The sequence below is a fragment of the Pedobacter sp. P26 genome (assembly GCF_050632135.1).
Classification (GTDB): Bacteria; Bacteroidota; Bacteroidia; order Sphingobacteriales; family Sphingobacteriaceae; genus Pedobacter.
Window position 1 is genome coordinate 2,809,442 of record NZ_CP192574.1, and the last position, 20,640, is coordinate 2,830,081.

At 40.7% G+C, this 20,640-nt stretch carries 28 protein-coding genes; 21 read left to right on the forward strand and 7 right to left on the reverse strand.

From position 1 onward, the window contains the following. Positions 1-5: 5 nt before the first annotated feature. From ACQ86H_RS13035 to ACQ86H_RS13055, 5 genes are all read left to right on the forward strand, one after another. Positions 6-689, forward strand: coding sequence for an SIR2 family NAD-dependent protein deacylase (locus tag ACQ86H_RS13035; RefSeq protein ID WP_138821535.1), 684 nt, complete (start codon positions 6-8; stop codon positions 687-689). Continuing rightward, positions 682-1,404, forward strand: a complete 723-nt coding sequence (locus tag ACQ86H_RS13040; protein ID WP_138821534.1) for a diphthine--ammonia ligase — start codon at positions 682-684, stop codon at positions 1,402-1,404. Before ACQ86H_RS13035 ends, ACQ86H_RS13040 begins: the two co-directional genes overlap by 8 nt. A gap of 131 nt (positions 1,405-1,535) precedes the next feature. Next, a complete protein-coding gene (locus tag ACQ86H_RS13045) occupies positions 1,536-1,892 on the forward strand; it encodes a hypothetical protein (RefSeq protein WP_431295120.1) in 357 nt (118 codons plus the stop codon). Between the two features lie 35 nt (positions 1,893-1,927). Further along, entirely contained in the window at positions 1,928-2,044 is a 117-nt protein-coding gene (locus ACQ86H_RS13050) for a glycine zipper domain-containing protein (RefSeq protein ID WP_431295389.1), read from the forward strand. A gap of 94 nt (positions 2,045-2,138) precedes the next feature. Continuing rightward, entirely contained in the window at positions 2,139-2,477 is a 339-nt protein-coding gene (locus tag ACQ86H_RS13055) for a Dabb family protein (protein WP_138821532.1), read from the forward strand. Positions 2,478-3,261: 784 nt separating this feature from the next. Here ACQ86H_RS13055 and ACQ86H_RS13060 read toward each other — a convergent pair. Together ACQ86H_RS13060 and ACQ86H_RS13065 are read right to left on the reverse strand one after the other, a co-directional pair. Continuing rightward, a complete protein-coding gene (locus ACQ86H_RS13060; RefSeq protein ID WP_138821531.1) occupies positions 3,262-3,513 on the reverse strand; it encodes a hypothetical protein in 252 nt (83 codons plus the stop codon). Between the two features lie 16 nt (positions 3,514-3,529). Further along, the gene (locus ACQ86H_RS13065) at positions 3,530-4,219 is read right to left on the reverse strand and encodes a DUF3291 domain-containing protein (protein WP_431295121.1); all 690 of its coding nucleotides are present in this window, start codon (positions 4,217-4,219) and stop codon (positions 3,530-3,532) included. Between the two features lie 129 nt (positions 4,220-4,348). Between ACQ86H_RS13065 and ACQ86H_RS13070 the strand changes: the two genes are divergently transcribed. The 8 genes from ACQ86H_RS13070 (at position 4,349) to ACQ86H_RS13105 (ending at position 10,615) form a co-directional block, all read left to right on the forward strand. Further along, on the forward strand, positions 4,349-4,828 hold the full coding sequence (locus ACQ86H_RS13070) for a GAF domain-containing protein (RefSeq protein WP_431295122.1): 480 nt from the start codon (positions 4,349-4,351) through the stop codon (positions 4,826-4,828). 13 nt (positions 4,829-4,841) lie between these two features. After that, positions 4,842-5,447 (forward strand): DNA-3-methyladenine glycosylase, encoded by a 606-nt coding sequence (locus ACQ86H_RS13075; protein ID WP_431295123.1) that lies wholly within the window; start codon positions 4,842-4,844, stop codon positions 5,445-5,447. Positions 5,448-5,499: 52 nt separating this feature from the next. Then, positions 5,500-5,988 (forward strand): pyridoxamine 5'-phosphate oxidase family protein, encoded by a 489-nt coding sequence (locus tag ACQ86H_RS13080; RefSeq protein ID WP_138821527.1) that lies wholly within the window; start codon positions 5,500-5,502, stop codon positions 5,986-5,988. A gap of 63 nt (positions 5,989-6,051) precedes the next feature. Beyond that, a complete protein-coding gene (gene kynU / locus ACQ86H_RS13085) occupies positions 6,052-7,341 on the forward strand; it encodes a kynureninase (RefSeq protein WP_431295124.1) in 1,290 nt (429 codons plus the stop codon). Positions 7,342-7,353: 12 nt separating this feature from the next. Further along, a complete protein-coding gene (locus ACQ86H_RS13090) occupies positions 7,354-8,214 on the forward strand; it encodes a bestrophin family protein (RefSeq protein ID WP_138821525.1) in 861 nt (286 codons plus the stop codon). After that, a complete protein-coding gene (locus ACQ86H_RS13095) occupies positions 8,214-9,116 on the forward strand; it encodes a histone deacetylase family protein (RefSeq protein ID WP_431295125.1) in 903 nt (300 codons plus the stop codon). Before ACQ86H_RS13090 ends, ACQ86H_RS13095 begins: the two co-directional genes overlap by 1 nt. Before the next feature lie 42 nt (positions 9,117-9,158). Continuing rightward, a complete protein-coding gene (locus ACQ86H_RS13100; protein ID WP_138821523.1) occupies positions 9,159-9,842 on the forward strand; it encodes a pseudouridine synthase in 684 nt (227 codons plus the stop codon). 38 nt (positions 9,843-9,880) lie between these two features. Continuing rightward, entirely contained in the window at positions 9,881-10,615 is a 735-nt protein-coding gene (locus tag ACQ86H_RS13105; RefSeq protein ID WP_138821522.1) for a hypothetical protein, read from the forward strand. Positions 10,616-10,918: 303 nt separating this feature from the next. On the opposite strand, the gene ACQ86H_RS13110 is transcribed toward ACQ86H_RS13105, so the two are convergent. Then, a complete protein-coding gene (locus ACQ86H_RS13110; RefSeq protein WP_138822332.1) occupies positions 10,919-12,289 on the reverse strand; it encodes an MATE family efflux transporter in 1,371 nt (456 codons plus the stop codon). Positions 12,290-12,495: 206 nt separating this feature from the next. Here ACQ86H_RS13110 and ACQ86H_RS13115 point away from each other — a divergent pair, with 206 nt between their 5' ends. Further along, entirely contained in the window at positions 12,496-13,401 is a 906-nt protein-coding gene (locus ACQ86H_RS13115) for a helix-turn-helix domain-containing protein (RefSeq protein WP_138821521.1), read from the forward strand. A gap of 80 nt (positions 13,402-13,481) precedes the next feature. Next, on the forward strand, positions 13,482-14,483 hold the full coding sequence (locus ACQ86H_RS13120; RefSeq protein ID WP_138821520.1) for an aldo/keto reductase: 1,002 nt from the start codon (positions 13,482-13,484) through the stop codon (positions 14,481-14,483). A gap of 184 nt (positions 14,484-14,667) precedes the next feature. Here ACQ86H_RS13120 and ACQ86H_RS13125 read toward each other — a convergent pair whose 3' ends face one another. Next, positions 14,668-14,916 (reverse strand): hypothetical protein, encoded by a 249-nt coding sequence (locus ACQ86H_RS13125; protein WP_138821519.1) that lies wholly within the window; start codon positions 14,914-14,916, stop codon positions 14,668-14,670. A 509-nt stretch (positions 14,917-15,425) separates the two neighbouring features. Here ACQ86H_RS13125 and ACQ86H_RS13130 point away from each other — a divergent pair. The 4 genes from ACQ86H_RS13130 to ACQ86H_RS13145 all read left to right on the forward strand — a co-directional run bounded on the left by ACQ86H_RS13130 (position 15,426) and on the right by ACQ86H_RS13145 (position 17,212). Then, positions 15,426-16,064 (forward strand): DUF72 domain-containing protein, encoded by a 639-nt coding sequence (locus ACQ86H_RS13130; protein WP_246862792.1) that lies wholly within the window; start codon positions 15,426-15,428, stop codon positions 16,062-16,064. Between the two features lie 115 nt (positions 16,065-16,179). Beyond that, the gene (locus ACQ86H_RS13135) at positions 16,180-16,362 is read left to right on the forward strand and encodes a hypothetical protein (protein WP_138821517.1); all 183 of its coding nucleotides are present in this window, start codon (positions 16,180-16,182) and stop codon (positions 16,360-16,362) included. Beyond that, positions 16,359-16,424: a hypothetical protein gene (locus tag ACQ86H_RS13140; RefSeq protein ID WP_431295390.1), complete on the forward strand. Its 66-nt coding sequence runs from the start codon at positions 16,359-16,361 to the stop codon at positions 16,422-16,424. Before ACQ86H_RS13135 ends, ACQ86H_RS13140 begins: the two co-directional genes overlap by 4 nt. A 14-nt stretch (positions 16,425-16,438) precedes the next feature. Further along, positions 16,439-17,212, forward strand: a complete 774-nt coding sequence (locus ACQ86H_RS13145; RefSeq protein ID WP_431295391.1) for a DNA-formamidopyrimidine glycosylase family protein — start codon at positions 16,439-16,441, stop codon at positions 17,210-17,212. A 294-nt stretch (positions 17,213-17,506) separates the two neighbouring features. On the opposite strand, the gene ACQ86H_RS13150 is transcribed toward ACQ86H_RS13145, so the two are convergent. Next, positions 17,507-17,995: a DUF4385 domain-containing protein gene (locus tag ACQ86H_RS13150; RefSeq protein WP_138821515.1), complete on the reverse strand. Its 489-nt coding sequence runs from the start codon at positions 17,993-17,995 to the stop codon at positions 17,507-17,509. A gap of 101 nt (positions 17,996-18,096) precedes the next feature. On the opposite strand from ACQ86H_RS13150, the gene ACQ86H_RS13155 reads away from it, so the two are divergent. Then, positions 18,097-18,555: a PA2169 family four-helix-bundle protein gene (locus ACQ86H_RS13155; RefSeq protein ID WP_431295126.1), complete on the forward strand. Its 459-nt coding sequence runs from the start codon at positions 18,097-18,099 to the stop codon at positions 18,553-18,555. A 58-nt stretch (positions 18,556-18,613) separates the two neighbouring features. On the opposite strand, the gene ACQ86H_RS13160 is transcribed toward ACQ86H_RS13155, so the two are convergent. After that, the gene (locus ACQ86H_RS13160; protein WP_138821513.1) at positions 18,614-19,168 is read right to left on the reverse strand and encodes a hypothetical protein; all 555 of its coding nucleotides are present in this window, start codon (positions 19,166-19,168) and stop codon (positions 18,614-18,616) included. Positions 19,169-19,286: 118 nt separating this feature from the next. On the opposite strand from ACQ86H_RS13160, the gene ACQ86H_RS13165 reads away from it, so the two are divergent. After that, positions 19,287-20,312: an LLM class flavin-dependent oxidoreductase gene (locus ACQ86H_RS13165; RefSeq protein ID WP_138821512.1), complete on the forward strand. Its 1,026-nt coding sequence runs from the start codon at positions 19,287-19,289 to the stop codon at positions 20,310-20,312. A gap of 111 nt (positions 20,313-20,423) precedes the next feature. Here ACQ86H_RS13165 and ACQ86H_RS13170 read toward each other — a convergent pair whose 3' ends face one another. Next, the gene (locus ACQ86H_RS13170) at positions 20,424-20,639 is read right to left on the reverse strand and encodes a hypothetical protein (protein WP_431295127.1); all 216 of its coding nucleotides are present in this window, start codon (positions 20,637-20,639) and stop codon (positions 20,424-20,426) included. Position 20,640: the final 1 nt, after the last annotated feature.

Here is a 20,640-nt window from a genome sequence, read left to right on the forward strand (position 1 = left end):
ATTATATGAAATTAGTTGTGTTAACAGGGGCAGGAATCAGTGCCGAAAGCGGGTTAAAAACATTTAGGGACGCTGATGGTTTGTGGGAAGGTTACAATATATATGATGTAGCTACACCCGAAGCCTGGGAACGAAATCCGGAATTGGTACTGGAGTTTTATAATGAAAGAAGAAGGCAGGTTTTAGATGCAAAGCCTAATCAGGCACACTTGTTACTCGCAGAACTCGAAAAGGATTTTGACGTTGAAATCATCACCCAAAATATCGACGATTTGCACGAGAGGGCTGGTTCTACTAAAGTTACCCACCTCCATGGCGTGATTACCAGATCTCAGTCCGATTTAAGGCCTAATTTAACATATTCTATTAATGGAACGGAAATCAAAATGGGCGAACTATGCGAGTTGGGCTCACAATTGCGGCCACATGTAGTGTGGTTTGGCGAAGCGGTACCAATGATTGAAGTTGCGGCAAAAATTTGCGGAAAGGCCGATTTGTTTGTGCTGATTGGCACTTCCTTGGCCGTTTATCCTGCAGCTGGACTTATCGATTTCGTTCCTCGTAATGTGAATAAATACATTATCGATCCTAAAACTCCAGATGTTAAACGTTACCAGAATGTAATTACCATTGAACAAAATGCGGTGAATGGAATGGAGCAACTGAAAAGTATATTATTGAATGGATAAAAAAAGCTGCATTTTTAATTGGAGTGGTGGTAAAGACAGTACTCTTGCATTGCACTATGCACTTCAGGATCCAACGCTCGAAATCCGTTATCTGGTTACTACTGTCACCCAGCAGTATAATCGTGTTTCTATGCACGGAGTAAGGGAAGCTTTACTGATTAAACAAGCTGAAAGTATTGGTATTCCTTTGTATCAGATTCGTTTAGGCGAAATGCCCGATATGGAAACTTACGACAATACTATGCATACACACCTGAATAAATTTAAGGCAGAAGGGATTACGCATTCTATTTTTGGTGATATTTTTCTGGAAGACCTGCGTAAATATCGCGAAGATAAACTGGCTGAAATTGGTTTGAAAGCCGTATTCCCGCTATGGCATAAAGATACCAGAGGTTTGATCAGCGAATTTATCAATCTGAACTATAAAACCATCATTGTGTGTACACAGGAGAATTTGAAAGAGATCTGTGGAAAAATAATAAGCGAAGATTTGATTGATCGGCTTCCGTCAGGAATTGATCCCTGTGGCGAAAATGGAGAGTTTCATACCTTTGCTTTTGAAGGGCCGATTTTCAAGAATAAAATACCATTCACCATTGGAGAGCAGGTATTCCGCACCTATAATACACCTGCCAAAACCACACCAAATGATGATTCACCATGTTCATCCACAGCATTTTCAGGTTTCTGGTATATCGACTTAGTGGAATAATTTTCTATTTTCAAAACTTTTTGGCATCATTTTTTCTTTAGTACTAGTAATTAACTAAATCACACAATCCATTGAAACCTGTTTAGCGAGGTTAGGTAGCGAAACAAGCTTCATATTAAAAATTAAAAGTTATGAAAAAGATATTGGTAGTAATCGCATTAAGTTCTTCAGTTTTATTTGCTTGTAATAACAAGGCAAAGGAAGAAGCTGCATTAAAACAACAACAAGCTGAGAAGGAATTAGCAATTAAAGCAGTAAAAGACAGTTTAAGGTTAGATAGCTTTAATAAAGCTGCCGCTGCAAAAGTAGAACAAGAGAAAGAAGCTAAACACCAGGCAGAATTAATAGCAGCCAGAAAGGCAGGAGCAGCGTCGTCAAGATCATCAAGATCTTATGCAAGCTCTGGCGGTAGTTCTAGCAGTGCTTACGGTGGTACACAACCAACTGCTAAGAAAAAGGCTGGAGCGATGCCGCTAAAGGTGCAGTAATCGGTGGTGTCGGCGGTGCCGTTGGTGGTGCCTTAATCGATAAGAAAAAAGGTAGAGGTGCTATAATAGGCGGATTAGTTGGAGCTGGTGGCGGTTATTTAATCGGTAGAGGCGAAGACAGAAAATCTGGCCGTGTGCAGCCTAAAAACTAATCTTTTTTAAAAGATATGGAAAGTCCTGGTTTACACCAGGACTTTTTTTATGTCTAATAAAAAATGATTAATATATTTAAAGAAAAAATAACCCATGACAGAAATTCCTACCATTGATAAAGGACAGATCCAACACTTCGTAATGTTCTGGTTAAAACCTCAACTAACCAAAACCGAAATTGCAGATTTTGCCAACTTCTTCGAAAGTTTAAAACCAATAAAATATATCAAAACATTAAATTATGGCCTGGCAGCTAATACACCAGTGCGCCCCGTAACTGATAACTCTTTTACCTATTCATTAACCATTACATTTGCCAACATCGCAGATCATAATGCTTACCAGGAAGATAAAATGCATTTAGATGCTGTAGAAAAATTCTCTCAAAACTGGTATAGGGTAGTAGTACACGATACAGTAGTTTCTGCTTAAACTTTCATTTCTTTATTTTGGTCCCAGCCGATAAATTTACCCGTTTAACTACAGATTTGCACAGATAAACATAGATTCTATTTGATGCGCACTTTGCTTATACACAGAGGTCAGGTTTGGAAAAACAGAGGAGTTTCTCTATGAGGTCGGGTACAAATGGGGCGTCCTTTCGACTGAAGTGTAGCGAAACGGAGAAATCTTTGGAGTTGCTATCTTTTACTTTATAGCGTTAATATAAATGATAGCAATTCTCCTACTCGTAAGAAAGCAGCAACTCCATCCTCTTGAGCGGAGTGCAAAACAGCCGGAAACTGGAAGGCTCTGCGCAAAAAAAATATCTGTCTAAATAAGATCTCCACTGCGCGTTGCTCCGGTCGAGATGACGAACACTCTATTGGATTCTTTTAATAATAAATTAATTAAACAAGTGAGTTTATTGAGTTTAAGTGCCGAGGAATCATCATTGCTGGAAAGACAAAGCAACTTTACAACGATCCCGAGTAGCGTATGCATTAAAGATTGCTTCGTGTCTTGCAATGATTGATTTTTGCATACTTTCATCCCAGAAATCACTAAACCTCCCATTTATTTGGCCAAATCAAATGCCAAAATTATATTTTGTATAATGATTCAAAAATCAATATATCAATAACTTATATTAACATATCTTAACTAAAACTATTAATAAAACATTATTTTAACATCAATAAGATCCTTAAATTCGGAATATAATTTTGAATAACTTATTAATAAGCTGTAAATCAATCAGTTGAGTTAATTATTTCTAATACTGATGTCTGTTATAAGCTGCTGTAAAATCGGTACGCATTGTTTTAAACTTAGCGATAACAGTCTGGATAAATTCTTCATCCAAAATTTCGAACACATCATTTACGCCTCCTCCACTCAGGTCAAGTTCAGCAAGTTTATAACTTTGCTCAAAAGTACCTTGTTCAAATTTGATGATGAATTTCTGGTTCATCGAAAAAATGGTAATCTTACATTCCGGATGTGGAAGTTCTGCTACTACTCTCATTTATTTTATATTTTTTTTACGATTCAATAGATACACCATTAAGCGTACCCCAACTATCTACAATGGAGAACCGGGCAAACAACTCTTCTTTATACCATTTGCGCTCCCTGGTGAGTTTGATAACGTCTGAATGATCGTGTGATTGGTAAGCGTAAGCTTTCATGCTTTCAGCGCTTTCCCATATCGAAAAAGTAGCCTGGTCAAAAAATGGATTTTCTCCTACACCAGCAGATAAGATAAAACCAGGGGCAACCCGCATAGCATCAGCCGCCCTTTTAATATTCTGCCTGAACTCATTTAGCTTGTTAAATTTAATCGCAGCTCTGGTAATTACGGCAATCTTTCCAGTGTAATTTTTGCCTGTTTTTTCAACTTTAAATGGCTCTCTTTTTGACCATAAGCCATGACTGGATAAAGGATTTAGTAATATGGTAAAGCTTTCAATTCCAAAGAAACCAAACCATTTTATCACAAAAGAATCACGATAAAAATTATCACAAGCTATACGGTTATCCCAGGCTGTAAGTACCGCCCAGTGTTTATAATCTGGTGCAAGATCTACCTGAGTATCTTTTCCACTTCCCATTAATTTCCAAAACCTGCACTTTTTATTTAACCATAAGGGCAACCTTAAAACAGCCATCCCAATAAAGGCAAAAGGGATAGTAAAGCCACGGAATTTGGTAATAGTTAACGCTACAATCATAAATTGGTGGTTGATTTGCCAAAACTAAGGAATTTAAAGATAGCTTATCGTTCAAATTTTCGTCATTAAAACCAAAGTTTCTGTACATCTCACAAATCATGATTAACTTTGAATTATACAAAATAGAAAATGGCCGAAGATTTAGTTATTACCAGAGATAGTTCGAAAGAAGAACAATATCAATCCATCATCCCTCAAATTGAAGCATTACTTTATGGCGAAACAGATTTTATCGCTAACCTGGCAAACGTTGCTGCAGCACTTAAAGAGCAGTTTGGTTGGTTTTGGGTAGGTTTTTATTTGGTGAAGTATGATGAGCTGGTACTTGGGCCTTTCCAGGGGCCTGTGGCCTGTACGAGGATTAAAAAAGGAAAAGGTGTTTGTGGATCTTCCTGGGCAGAAGCAAAAACCATCATCGTACCAGATGTGGAGGAATTTCCCGGGCACATTGCCTGTGCGTCAGCTTCAAAGTCGGAAATCGTTCTGCCTTTAATCGTTAACAATGAGGTGATTGGTGTGCTTGATGTAGATAGCGAAGTGTTGAATAGATTTAACGAGACGGATCAGCTTTATTTAGAGCAGGTTATCGGTATTTTGTTAAATAGATAATTTACATCTGATATTGAAATTAAAACCTGAATATTACCTGAATGAGGATGTGGTAGGTCTTGCAAAAGATTTGCTTGGAAAAGTTTTGTATACGAAAATCGGCAATGAAATCACTGCCGGTATCATTGTAGAAACGGAAGCTTATTTCGGAATAAAAGATAAAGCGTCTCATGCTTATGGCGGTCGCCGCACCAACCGGACCGAAACCATGTATGGAGAGGGTGGCATTGCTTATGTTTATCTCTGTTATGGTATGCATCATCTTTTTAATGTGGTTACTTCAGTTGAAAATGATCCTCACGCCGTATTGATCAGGGGGATAGAACCGTTGATTGGTATAGAAATTATTGAAGAGCGGAGAAATATGCCTCATACAAAGGGTGCTATTTCAGCAGGACCCGGATCAGCGGCAAAAGCCTTAGGGATCGATAAAACCTTTAATGCAAAAAATCTTTCTGGTAATGATATTTGGATCGAAGATCATGGTATAAAATATAATGAACAGGATATTGCGGCTACACCTCGTGTGGGCATTGCTTATGCAAAAGAGCATGCTTTACTACCTTGGAGGTTCTTTATAAAAGGTAATAAATATGTAAGCAAACCAAATAAGATTTAATTCGTGCAAACCTTTTAGGTTGCTTCCTGTTTTCTTTCAAATACTAAAAATCATGAAAAACGAGAAAAATATAGCGATCCTTAAAGAAATGGCAGAAAGTGTAAGAACCTGTATGTTTACTACATTTTCTTCAGGCGATGAATTTGGAAGCAGACCAATGGGAACTGCGAAAATAGAAGACGATGGCAGTTTGTGGTTTTACACCAACGAGTATTCTCTTAAATCAAAAGAAATTTCAAAAGAAAATAATGTGTTGCTGGCCTACAGCGATCCATCTAACAACACCTATTTAACTGTTAAAGGCAAAGCGGAGCTTATAGATGATAAAGTCCGTAAAGAGGCGTATTTTTCTCCATTTATTAAAGCCTGGTTTCCGGATGGCATCGATGATCCGAGATTAATTCTGATAAAAGTTACACCTGAAGAGGCTGAGTACTGGGATGCATCTGCGTCAAAAATTGTAGTGTTATTTAGTATATTAAAAGCAGCGGTAACTGGAGATACACCCGATTTAGGTAAGCACGATACAATGAAATTTTAATAAATCTCAAGAATTGAAAAGCAGGATTGGAAACAATACCTGCTTTTTTTGTAATATTGGCTGATGAATTTCGAAAACACCCTATCATTTGCCCAACTACAAGATGAAGCCGATCAGCTCCATCAATTTAGGTCTCAGTTTTTATTTCCAAACCATAACGGAAAAGCTTTTATTTATCTGTGCGGTAATTCATTAGGTCTTCAACCTAAAGTAGCTGGCGAAGTTTTGAAAGGTCAGCTTAACAACTGGGCTAACTATGCGGTAGAGGGATGGTTTGAAGGAAACGAACCCTGGATGTTCTACCATAAGGAGCTTAAAAAGTTAATGGCTCCAATTGTTGGTGCATTACCATCTGAAGTTTGTCCGATGAATACTTTGACCGTAAATCTTCACCTGTTGATGGTTAGTTTTTATCAGCCCAAAGGCAAACGCTTCAAAATCATCATGGAAGGCGGAGCATTCCCATCTGATCAATATGCGATAGAAAGCCAGGTTAGGTTTCATGGTTTTAACCCAAAAGAAGCTATAATAGAGGTTTTTCCTAAGGAAGGTGAGGAAATACTCCATACCGAGGACATCATAGCTAAAATTAAAGAAAATGCAGATGAAATTGCTTTAGTTTTATTTGGCGGGATAAATTACTACACCGGACAATGGTACGACATGGAAACCATTACCAAGGCCGGGCATGAAATAGGTGCAATTGTAGGCTGGGACCTGGCGCATGCCGCAGGCAATGTTCCTGTAAAATTACATGATTGGGATGTTGATTTTGCCTGCTGGTGTTCTTATAAATATCAAAACTCAGGTCCAGGAGGAATAAGCGGGATCTTTGTTCACGAAAAACATTTCAGCAATGCCCAATTGAATCGCTTTGCAGGATGGTGGGGTTACCAGGAAAGTAAACGCTTTAAAATGGAAAAAGGCTTTATTCCGGAAGTCGGGGCAGACGGATGGCAGGTGAGTTGCACACAGGTAATGCCGATGGCCTTATATCATGCTTCGCTACAGATTTTTGAAAAAGCAGGTTTCATAGCGCCATTGAGAGATAAAAGTATTACTTTAACCAGCTATCTAGAATTTATTATAAATGAAGTAAATAAGGATTTGGGATTCGAGCAATATAAAATTATCACACCGAAAAACCCTGACGATAGAGGTGCGCAGTTATCCATTATTGCCCTGCGTAATGGTAAAGAGATTTTTGACGGCTTAATGGTCAATCATGTCCTTGGCGATTGGCGCGAACCCGACGTAATCCGTTTAAGTGCCGTGCCGCTCTATAATTCCTATGAGGATGTTTATCTGGCCGGACAGGCGTTATTAAAAGTGAGTAAAGATATTTTAATGTAGAAAAGAATAAAAATGATTAACTACAACCCTAAAGACTGGAGTACCTTCATTTTTCATATCGATAAAAGTGACACTTTTAGAAAGCTTTGGCCCTTAATGCTTGGGGTAGCCGTATTTTCAGGGTTGGTTGCTTATGCTGAATTGAATTACTTTCAGCTTTCTAAAACTAGTAATGTAACCAATATTGGTATGATGCATAGTCTATTGGGCTTTGTTTTGTCGCTTTTGTTGGTTTTCAGAACTAATACGGCTTATGACAGGTGGTGGGAAGGCAGGAAACTGCTGGGGTCATTAACCAATGTAAGCCGTAACCTGGCTATAAAGATTAAAGCGCTTAAACTGCCGGATGAGGATGTCCGCTTTTTTGAATATGGCATCCCTAAATATGCTTTTGCGCTTAAAGAACATTTAAGAGAAAAGATGTATTTTGGGAAGAACAGCTTGTTGATAGAAGTAGAAGAAGGCAAACATGTTCCAAACCAGATAGCAGGTAGTTTAACCAACAGATTCTACGGGTTGTTAGAAAAAGGTTCGATTTCGCAGGAACAGTTTATTGTTCTTTCCAGTGACTTTAATCAGTTTACTGATATCTGTGGCGCCTGCGAAAGGATTAAAAACACTCCAATCCCGTTTTCTTACAGCGCATTTATTAAAAAATTTATTTTTGTTTATGTGATCACTTTACCCTTTGGCTGGGTATTCAGTTTAGGTTATTTTGTGGTGCCGATTGTACCCTTTATCCTCTATGTATTAGCGAGTTTGGAACTGATAGCTGAAGAAATAGAGAATCCTTTTGGTTATGATGCAAATGATCTTCCTGTAGATCAGATCTGTACCAATATCGAAAAACATGTAGGAGAGATTTTAGGCTAATGATCAAAATTGCCTGGCACCCGATTTATGCACATCCTTTGCCAGAGGGGCATCGCTTTCCGATGCTGAAATATGAATTGATACCTGAACAGCTTTTGCACGAAGGAACCATTGAGAGGCATAACTTATTTAGTCCCGAGCCACTTAGTGAAAAGTTTGTGCTGCTAACACACCAAAAAGCTTACTGGGAGCAGTTAAGGGATTTAACCCTCTCGTCAAAAGATCAGCGGCGTATCGGCTTTCCTTTGGATGTGCAGCTTGTAGCGCGCGAACTGAGGATTGCGCAAGGTACAATTGATGGTGCTTATTTTGCCATGGAGAATGGTATTGCTTTTAATGTAGCAGGAGGTACACATCATGCCGGCAGTAACTGGGGCGAAGGTTTTTGTTTGTTAAATGACCAGGCTATTGCAGCTAATTATTTGTTATATAAAAAATTAGCTAAACGCATCTTAATTATTGATTTAGATGTGCACCAGGGAAATGGTACGGCAGAAATCTTTCAAAATGAGGAACGGGTATTTACTTTTTCGATACATGGCGATAAAAATTTTCCTTTCAGAAAAGAAATCTCAAGTTTGGATGTTCCTTTAGATGATGGCATACAGGATGAAGCATATCTGTCGGCTTTAGATGCCAATTTGAAAAAGGCTTTCGAAAGAGCCAAACCCGATTTTGTATTTTATTTATCAGGAGTTGATGTGCTCTCTACCGATAAACTGGGTAAATTGGCTTTAACTAAAGCGGCATGCAAGGAACGCGACAGCATGGTATTGCAGGCCTGTAAGGATAAAAGCCTGCCTTTACAGGTTAGTATGGGCGGGGGATACTCGGCAGATATTAAAGACATCGTAGATGCGCATTGCAATACCTACCGATTGGCCTTTGATTTATTTGCATAAGCCATCTCTCAAAAAACATAATATCCTTATCTTCGCGGCAATATGTTGGAGATTATTTACCAGGACGAGAATTTAATTGCAATTAATAAGCCACATGGCCTTTTGGTTCATCAATCTTCAATTGCCAGAGATGCGACCGAATTTGCCCTACAGATGCTGAGGGATCAGGTGGGTAAACAGGTTAGCCCGGTGCACAGGTTAGACCGGAAAACCAGTGGGATCTTATTGTTTGCTTTTGATAAAACTTCTGAAATTGCTATGCATCAACAATTTATGAACGCGGAGACAGATAAAAAATACCTGGCTATTCTGCGTGGTTACACCCCTGATGCCATGGATATTGACTATCCATTAGCTAAAGAAAACGGAACCATGCAAGATGCTTTCACCTCGTTCAAAACGCTTCAAAAAGCAGAGGTTGAAGTAGCTCTTGGCCAACATCCAACATCCCGTTACTCATTGGTAGAAGCTACCCCTAAAACCGGAAGAATGCACCAGCTGAGGCGTCATTTTAGTCATATTCTTCATCCGATTATTGGCGATCGTACACACGGCTGCAACAAACAGAATAAATTTTTCAAGGAGCAATGGGAAATGACCACCATGTTGCTGCATGCGTCTGAGTTGGAATTTATTCATCCAGTTACCAAAGAAAAAATTCATTTAAAAGCCGGTCTGCATGATGAGTTTAAAAGAGTGATGGATTTCATGAAAATGGAACTTTAGCACAATTTTTAACACCGAAATCTGTTTATATAACATCTATGATTAAATACTTACGTTTTACCTTCCCAGTTTTAGCGCTTTTCGCAGCCAGTTGTTCTTCAGTTTATATGCCAAACGTTCCAAATACGCCAATGTTAAGTAAACAGGGAGAATTTAGTGGCGGTGCACACATTTCTTTAAAAGGCAATGCCAGTGTGAATGGCGCTTACGCCGTTTCAGACCATGTTGGTTTATTGTTTAGTGGTTCAAGAATGAACAGCGAAAGAAAAACCAAAGATTTTGGGCACAAACTTATTGAAATTGGCGGAGGGTATTTTGATACCTTTGGTCCAGACAATAACCGGATTATCGAAATTTACGCAGGTGTAGGAAAGGGTTGGAGTGACATCACTTTCCGTGATTACAAAAACGATATTCTTACCAGTTCTGAACTGCAGGAAGTAGATTACAGAAAAACATTCTTACAGGTAAACTACAGTTCGAAAAAGAAAAACAACCTGCGTTTGTTTGGAACCGACTTCCCGATCAACTACGGAACTGCTTTAAGAATCAGCCATATTAAAATGGATCGTTTCTTTTTAAATGGGGTAGTGCAGCCTAAAGAAGATAATATTTTCTTTGAGCCGGTTTTCTTTACCCGTATGGCACTTAGCAAAACTTTCCAGTTACAATACACCACCAGTAGTAATATTGGCCTGAAGAACCGCAAATACATGTCAGCTGGTAATTCTATCTTCACCATTGGTGTTGTGGTGAATGTTGGAGGGAAATAATTCCTGCTGTCATTCTGAGCGCAGCGAAGAATCTGTTTTGACTTAGCAGCGAACATTAACTTCACGCTTCTTTTGAGCCTAACGGAAGTCACAGAGTCCACTGTTCTTGGTTAAGGGATTCTTCGCCGCGCGCGGCATAACAATTAAATAATTTCCAGAATTCTCGTTGTATTATACAAGTAGCGTGATTTCCACTGGAGCGAAGCGAAATGGAGAAACCTATCTACAAGAAATTCTGTCTAATAGATTTTGTGCTTCGCAGAGCCTTCGGGTTCTCCACTGCGGCCGAAATGACGGATTTATCTAAGGATGAAACTGCTCGGCTTTTAAACTCCTTGTCTTGTTCTGGAACCTTAAAAACAATAGGATAGAGGCTGTTAACAATCCTAATGTTAAACCATACCAAATGCCGTTAACCCCTAAGTTAAAATGAAATCCCAATACATAACCAATAGGAATTCCAACTACCCAATAGGCTAAAAAGGTAATAAAGGTAGGAATGTTAACATCGCCAATGCCACGTAAAACACCTAATCCCACTACCTGGGTACCATCAAATAATTGAAAAAAACCTGCTATAATTAATAGTTGCGCTGCAATCGGAATTACGGCTGCATCTTCGGTGTAAATAAAAGGCATAATATTGTTAGCCAGTACAAAAATAACCGCAGTAAATGACATGAACAGTAATATCACATGATAACTCGCAATGGCTGATTTGCGCAGATCATCAAAATTATTCTTTCCAAAATTGTTTCCGGTTTTAATGGTCGCTGCAGAAGCTACACCACTGGCAATCATATAAGTCATGGCAGCTAAACTGATGGCAATCTGATGTGCCGCCTGCTCTACCGCACCAATGGTGCCGATTAGTACAGCAGCGCCACTAAAAGCGCTGATTTCAAAAGAATATTGCATAGCAACCGGCATTCCGATTTTTGCGATTTTAACAGCCCTTATTTTATCAAAAAAAGTGGCTTTGAAACTGGTCAGGTATTTTTTAAAATGCCTTGAGCGCAATACATAAAAACACATTACTGTAGCCATTAAAATCCGATCAATCAAGGTGCTTAAACCTACACCGCTGACGCCCATTGATTTAATGCCAAACATACCTTTAACGAAAATAATTCCAAGGATGATATTAAGCGCATTTCCCCAGATCGAAACGAACATAGCCTGCTTGGTAAAGCCTAAACCTTCAGCAAACTGTTTAAAGGTCTGAAAAATCAATAATGGAATAATTGAAATTGATAAAAGATTCAGATAGGGTTTCGCGTAACGTACTACCTCAGGGGTTTGTTCAAGTCGATCGATGACACAAAATATCCCCAATTGAACCAATACATATAAAAATATGCCTATACAGATATTAATTATTAAACTGTTTGATAGAAGTTTTCCGCATTCATCATAATTCTGCCGGCCATTTTCCTGTGCAATCAATGGTGTTAAACCATAAGAAATACCCAGCCCGATTACAAGGATAAGCATAAATATACTGTTCACTAATGAAACAGCAGCCAATTGAATAGTATCCGTAAAATGACCTACAATAATACTATCCGCCATGTGTACCAAAGTATGACCAACCTGAGAACCTACAATTGGCAGTGCCAAATGAAGATTTTCTTTATAATAAGGTTTATACTTGGTGTAAATTTTAGAAAACATAGTTTGCAAAGGTCGCGTTTTTAAAGCTCAAAAAGTAGGGATGTAGAAAAGTTAATATTTGGGTTTTCAAAAAGGCGATCGCTCTGTTGCACTGAATTATCGGAGCCAATTATTTTATACACAAGTTTATCTTTTGGTTTATAGTATTTACACAACTATAAAAGAAGACTTATAAACAGTTTGTTTGATTTTTATAAATTAGCATCGTGAAACAAACAGAAAGTGTTAGCGATTTTTACAGCAGGCTTCCAGGCCATTCGCCTACCGATGTTCCGATGGACAATGCGGGTATTGGTCATATCAATGTGTTCAGCAGAGAAACCTGCGCCGTTGTAAGTCCCTACAGCCGCAGGGATTTCTACAAGGTGTCCCTGATTATAGGCAAAGGCAAGATATATTACGCAGATAAGTGGATTCAGATCGACCGCCCGGCACTGCTGTTTTCAAATCCGGTTGTACCTTATTCATGGGAAGCTGAGTCGGAGGAACAGTCGGGATGGTACTGTCTGTTTACCGAAGATTTCATTCAGCACAGCGAAAGGGTGAGCAATCTGCGGGATTCACCTCTGTTTAGCATTGGTGGTAATCCGATTTTCTTTCCTGATGAGGTGCAATTGAACGAGCTCTCTACTATATTTCAAAAAATGCAGAAAGAGATGTGTTCAACCTATCTCCATAAGTATGACGTTTTGCGAAGTCACCTGCATCTGATCATCCATGAGGCCATGAAAAACAGCCCGACTACTAATTTTCATACTTATGCCAATGCGTCTTCAAGGGTTTCGGCTCTATTTCTTGAATTGCTGGAAAGGCAGTTTCCAATTGATTCTCCTGCGCTTATACTAAAACTGAAAAATCCTGTGGATTATGCTACTGCCCTGTCTGTACACATCAATCACCTTAACCGTTCAGTAAAGGAGGTGACCGGCAAGACCACAACCGCTCATATTGCAGCCCGCATCATTAGGGAGGCAAAAGCTTTATTACAGCATACGGACTGGAACATTTCAGATATTGCCTACAGCCTGGGCTTTGAATACCCTTCCTATTTTACTTTGTTTTTTAAAAAGCACGCCGGCCTGGCGCCAACTCAATTACGACAGACTGTTTGAATATTATAACGATCTGTTTGATACCTATAAGTCTGGTTAAAGATTCGCTGTATACCTTTGAGAAACAAAATCTGACAATAATGAAATACAGAAAACTTGGAACAACCGGCGAGCAGCTGTCTGCGCTCGGTCTGGGTTGTATGGGTATGAGCTTTGCTTATGGCCCTACAGATGACAAAGAAAGTTTAGCAACATTGGAAAAAGCACTTGACCTGGGCATCAATTTTTGGGATACGGCGGATATGTATGCCAATGGCGCTAACGAAGAATTGATCTCTAAAATACTGGTGCCTAACCGGAACAGGGTATTTATTGCAACTAAATTCGGATTTCGTTTTAAAGATGGAGTTGCCGGACCAAGCAGTGCCGCGGGCACCTATTTTGATGGTTCTCCCGCCTGGATAAAAGTAGCAGTTGAACAGAGCCTGAAGCGGCTTAAAATTGACACAATCGATTTGTATTATGCTCACCGGGTAGATCCGAATATCCCGATAGAGGAAACTGTGGGGGCAATGGCCGATCTGGTTAAAGAAGGCAAAGTACGCTATCTCGGTCTGAGCGAGGCTTCGGAGGCATCTATCAGAAAAGCGCATGCCGTACACCCGATTGCAGCACTTCAAAGCGAATATTCGCTGCTGACAAGGGATGTAGAGAACGGTATATTGCAAACTACCCGCGAACTCGGGATTTCACTTATCCCTTATTCTCCGCTGGCAAGGGGTTTGGTCACCAATACACTTGATGTAAATATTCTTTCCGAAGATGATTTCAGGAGAACATTACCACGCTACCAACCAGAAAATATAAGCAATAACAATAAGCTCATTAAAGAATTTACTGCATTTGCAGAAAACAAAGGTTGCACGCCTGCCCAACTTGCCCTGGCCTGGGTTTTGGCTCAGGGCAATGATATCATTCCAATTCCGGGAACCAAGAAAAGGAAATACCTGGAAGAAAATATTGGTGCAGTTGAATTTAACCTCACCAGCACAGATCTTGTAGCAATTGATGGGTTGATTAAGCAATATCCGGTAATCGGCGAGCGGTACAGCGAAGGGGCAATGAAGATGGTTAACCATTAACATGATTATTCAGTAACAATTTTCGTAAATGGTAATTCTGAATCGCTGTAAGCGATAATGCTCAATAAAAAATGAATAATATCTTTTAATTTAGGTATTATTCATTTTTTAATATTTCCTATTTGTCTGATAATTAGTTGAAGCGTTTCAATATCAATTTGTTTATCCCGTTCTTCGCGATGAACTATAAGACGCTGGCAAAATATCTGCCCGATTTTTCCTCCAAAAGGTTATTCCAGGCAGAAGCAGCATCTTCCGGAAAAACAGTAATAAACTCGTGGATAGCCCCTTTTGGAAATACACCACCGGGAAAAGCATCCTCAATAGCACCAAGGCCAATCCGCTCCGCCTTACCGGCAGCAGCAGGCTTAAAGCCCTGCCACATCATGATATCCTGTTGCAGTTTATGCACCAATTCGCTTTTAGTCTCCATATTAATTGCTAGAATTATTAACCTTTTTAATTCGCTTTATAATTTAATACTAAACATAATGCTAATGTTAGTAAAAAATAAAATATGGAAAAGATTGGTGTTTTGGGTGGAGAAAAGACAAGCCGATACTTTTATAGCCTAATGAGAATTCATTATTGCATTTGTAAGCATGCTTAAAACTGTTCAGTGATTTTTTGTTCTTTTCTCATGTATAATGTCCTTCAAATCCCCGGACTGGTTCTAATTTATTCCTTTTCAGGATTGGGCGGATTATGTTCTGTCAGGATGTTGTTTTACTTTAGGTGAGGGATAAATAACATTCGGACAGGATTTGTTTCTTCTGATCTGCCCATTCAACAATTTTCTGTCCCAGTTGTTGGGAAAATATGGACATCGCCTTTGAAAACTATTACTCGGGTACCAGCGGGCTACTGTTACCGGTTCCCAATAAATTGCACTACCCGGAAGAATTCCGGGAAAAGAGCCGGCTGTGCTATTACGCCTCGCTGATGGATTCTATCGAAATTAATTCCTCCTTTTATAAGGTGCCGCAGGTTTCCACGATGAAAAAGTGGGCGGCGGATGTGCCCGGAGAATTTCGTTTTACCTTTAAGCTTTTCAAGGAGATTACCCATAATAAGGATTTGGCCTTTGATCCAGAGGTCGTGTCCAGGTTCTTTTCGGTCATTTCGCATGTTGAAGAGAAAAAGGGTTGTCTTTTGGTACAGTTCCCCCCAAGCGTAAGGATTTCTCATTTTGCGCAGCTACGCTTTCTAATGTCGGTGCTTAGGCATAATGATCCTTTTGTTAAATGGAAGATCGCTTTGGAATTTCGGCATACTTCTTTATACATAGATGAGGTATACGAGCTTTTGGATGAGTTTGGGCTTGGTATGGTGATCCATGATAAGTCGCCTGCCAGTTCTCCTGTAAGGGAAAGCCATCCGGATTTTATCTACCTCAGGTTCCATGGTCCGGGAGGGAACTATAGGGGAAGCTACTCTGACGACGTATTGTATGAGTATGCAAGTTATGTAACCGGGTGGCTGGCAGAGGGCAAGAAGGTATTCGTGTACTTCAATAATACTATGGGAGAGGCGCATGCCAACCTGAATATGCTGCGTCAGATCGTTAGGGATACCTATTAGTATTTGCTGAGCATTTGGCCTAAAACTTTTTGAGCCTGAACAATGTTTCATTTCTGCAAATCAACTAGTTATGGGACTTGACAAATACAACCAAAAGAGTTTATAATAGATGATTATGGAAGACAACAAGGATAATTTTGGTTTCGGGGAAAATATCCCGATCATCGAATGCCACCCAATTGAGGATGATTCGGATACGCTGGAGCCTTTCGATGATGGCTCGGAGCACAGAGAAATCAATGCAGATGATCTGTTGTCCGTTGGGCGAAGGAGTTTCAGATTTCTGGAGAAGATCTGAAAGCAGCGATCGTCCTGAACGGGAGTTCGGTAAGGGAGATCAAAAAATATTTGAGCGTTTAATCTTAAAAGTTGTTATGGCTGAACTACCTGACTTGGAAGTATTTGCGCAGATCATCTCGCGCCGGTTCAGGGGAAAGACCCTGGAGGAGTTGGAAGTGAAAATGGCGAAAAAGCTGAACGTGACTGCTGCACAGCTCAAGACAAAACTCGAAGGTAAAAAGCTTTCGAAGGTTTTGCGCTATGGAAAAACTTTGCACTTTCACTTCAGTAAAGAAGTTTTACAGGTTCATCTCATGCTTAGGGGAGAACTGGGGGCATTAAAGAGAGATTCGGAGCTTCCGAAATATACCATCCTTGCTTTTCATTTTTCTGGAGGCGATGGATTTGTGGTCGTAGATATGTTGCGTGCGGCAACACCTACCTTAAATCCCGATGTTGCCAAGGCACCAGATGTGCTGGAAATGGACGAGGATTATTTTGGCGGAGTGCTTTTCAAGAGCAAGAAAATGGTGAAGGAGGTGCTGATGGACCAGAAAAAGATGCGAGGAATTGGTAATTCATACGCTGATGAGATCCTGTGGGATGCCGGGGTGTCCCCGTTTTCAGTCAGCTCGGCCATACCTGAAAAAATCGTGAAGAAATTGTTTAAGAGCTTGGGGGCGGTTTTGAAAGAAGCGATTGCAGCTATCGCAAAAGAGAACGGGGATGAGCTTCGCGGCGAGTTGCGTGACTTCATGAAGGTGCATGGCGCAAAGGTTGAGAAGTCCCCGTCCGGGGAGGCCGTGAAGTCCGAAAAAATACGCGGAAGGACCAGTTATTATACCGACGAACAGAAATTATATTCCTGAAAACAATCAGGAAAATATTTGTGTTTAAGGAAGAAAGAGCAATATGCAGGCATTTGACGTTCAGTTACTGGATAAAAGTTACGTGGACGAACCGCAGGAAACGGAACCTCCAGGATTTTGGAAGCTTGAATATCGGGCGTTTTCTAATCTGACTTTCCACGCTGATCGTGCCTCCGGCTGAAATGACGATTGCATTTACCTGGTAAAGGCTGTTGTATCAGGGACTTTTAGTGCGGGTTTGTAGGACAAATGCTTTGAGTTTTTTGTTGGTTTATACCCTGTTAGGGAGCTTTGTTATCCCAGCCGTTTTTTCCAGTTTGCTTTCAGCGATTTATAGATCGGGTGTGCCTCTGCCAGTCTGTAGGCGGAGTAGAAAATTTCAGCCGATTGTGCTTTTTCTGCCGATCCGGTGCCGCGTTCCAGTGCCTTATAATCTTTTTCCTTGTCGTATTTTTTTCCGCCTTTGTAATTGGCATACCGCCTGGCGCGGGTGTATCCCATCTGCAGGTATTTTCTTGCCATGTCTGCCCCCACAAAATCATTTGACCGGATGTAATTACTAAATATTTCAAATATCTTTTCACTGCTTTCTTTTGCAAGCTCTGGGGTCCTGAACCTCCAGAATTGGCCGATCTCAGATTTATAGGGCTCGCAGATTAGAACGCCCTGTTCACCCTTGCCAACCCTGTATTTTTCGGGGTTGTCTTTATAATCGATGTCCTGCTTCCACGGGTATTTTTCGCTATCAAAATCAAGGTAGGATGGTTTTCTTTCTGCTGACATAACTAAGCAACATGTCGGCTTAGTGTTATGTTTTTATTGCTTGTGTGATTTTGCTAAAACCTTATACGGTAAGTTGCTGTTTGTTAGAAAAATCATTTATCATGGAAAATAATCAAGAGATCATTTCGGACCTAAAGGGTCTGGTATCCATCATCAACGATGGAAAAGAAGGATACAGTTCAGCAGCAGAATCCACTGATAATGTGGAGCTAAAGGCAGTATTTTTGAAATATGTTGCAGAACGTGCCTTGTATGAAAACGAGCTGAAGGCACATCTGGAAAAACATGGCGTGAATTCGGATAACCAAGAGGGTGGAATACTGGGAGCGATCCATAGAACCTGGCTCGATATCAAGGAAGCGCTGACCGATAAAAGCGAGACCGCTTTGTTAAGTGCAGTCGTGACTGGTGAAAAAGCAGCACTCGAAAAGTATGACATGGTCATAAAGGACAATGAACTCCATTCTGACCATTTAAATTTATTGACCACCCAGCGCAACGGTATTGCCGAAGCCTTAAAGGAGATCGAGGTTCTGGAACAGAAATATTCGGACAAGTAGTTTTCGTTTTTTTGCGGGGATGAAATAGCTATGCGTTAAAGTATTTGTGAGCGTTAATTTATAAGCGGGAAGGACCTTTGGTTTTTCCCGCTTTCTTATTTGCTAGCCTGGGTTTAGTAGCGGCCTTTTGCTTAAGCTTTTTAGGTGCAGGAGCTGCACTTTTTAGCGATTTGCTTACAGGCTTTTTTAACGAGATTTTCTTCTTCCGTGAATTTTTGATGCGGTATTCAAGCAGGTACAGCCTGGTCTGCCATTTCCCGATGATGGTGTCGTTGCTTTTTGGAAGGCCTGTTGGTTCTAAAAGACCGAGTACATGGGCCAGTTCCCGGGTGCTGTCTGCCTTGGCCTGGTTTTCTTTCAGCCAATCTTGTTGTTTGGTTTCGTGCGATTTCCGGTACTTGGCTATGGCCAGTTTAATGAGCCTGACCTCATCTTCTTTTGATTTCGTTTTGCGCAAAAGCACCATCTGCCTGTTCCACGCGTGGGAATTGGCAGGATCTGTTATTGCAGATTTCCGGTAGAGTTTTAATGCGGCAGCATTATCGCCTGCTCTTTCCAGTTCGAGCGCAGCAGCAAACTGCTCTTTTGACCGTACCTGTTTTCTTCTTGACATAACTGATTCTGGAACAATTAGCCAGGGCTATTGTTTGCTAAAGGGGTTAAAGGTTATGACTACACGATGACCTTTGCGCCATAGGAGTAATGGTAACTTTGGATTTAGCAATATTGAAATGAAGAAAATCGGATTTTTATCGTTCGGGCATTGGTCGGAACATCCCTCGTATCAGGCGCGTACCGCTAGTGATACTTTGCTGCAATCCATCGATCTTGCTGTTGCAGCCGAAGAGATCGGCCTTGACGGAGCGTATTTCAGGGTACACCATTTTGCAAGGCAATTGGCATCACCCTTTCCGCTGCTTTCGGCAATTGGTGCGAAGACTTCAAAGATCGAAATCGGAACGGGCGTTATTGATATGCGCTATGAAAACCCTTTATATATGGTGGAGGATGCTGGTGCAGCCGACCTCATCTCTGGTGGGAGATTACAGCTGGGCATCAGCAGGGGTTCGCCCGAGCAGGTAATCGAAGGCTGGCGGTATTTCGGTTTTGCACCAAAGGATGGGGAGAACGATGCTGATATGGGAAGGCAAAAGGCTTTGGAATTTCTGGAAAGACTGAAAGGCGAAGGTTTTGCAAGGCCTAATCCAAATCCAATGTTTCCCAATCCGCCCGGACTGTTAAGGCTGGAGCCCTATTCCGAGGGCCTGCGAGAGCGCATCTGGTGGGGAGCCGCTTCCAATGCGACTGCGGTTTGGGCGGCAGAGAACGGAATGTACCTGCAGAGTTCTACTTTAAAGTTTGATGAAAATGGCAAGCCCTTCAGTATCCAGCAGGCCGAGCAGATCAGGCTGTACAGGGAAGCCTGGAAAAAAGCGGGACATGATCGTGAGCCAAGGGTTTCTGTCAGCCGTTCAATATTTGCGCTGATGAACGATCAGGACAGGTATTATTTCGGGCAGCAGGGGAAAGGGACAGATAGTTTTGGCTATATCGAGCCAACCCAAAGGGCGGTCTTCGGTCGGGGATATGCCGCTGAACCCGATCAGCTGATAAAGGAACTGGCTGCCGACGAGGCAATACAGGAAGCGGATACGGTACTACTGACCATTCCAAATACCTTGGGCGTGGATTACAATATCCATCTGCTGTCTGCCATTCTGGAGCACGTTGCACCGGGACTTGGATGGAGAGACTAGTTTGGTTTTTTTAAATCGCACAAAACAAATTGCCGGCGATGGCGTTTATATTCCGAGAGCGTTAATTTAGATGAGCGGGAAGAGCCTTTGGTTTTTCCCGCTTTCTTATTTTCATTCCCTGCTGTTTCCCTTTAGTGGTAAACCGAACTGGATTCCTTCCGGATAATTATTCCTTGATTTAAAATTATTACCCATTCCCCGTTTTTCGTCATATTGCATGTATAACTTCTCGCCACTGATAAAGTTTTTTAGGTTTTTGATATATAAATTCTCCGTTTTCATAAATTCTGGTCTTTTCTCTTCAGCAAGGATAGTTCGGGGCATCATA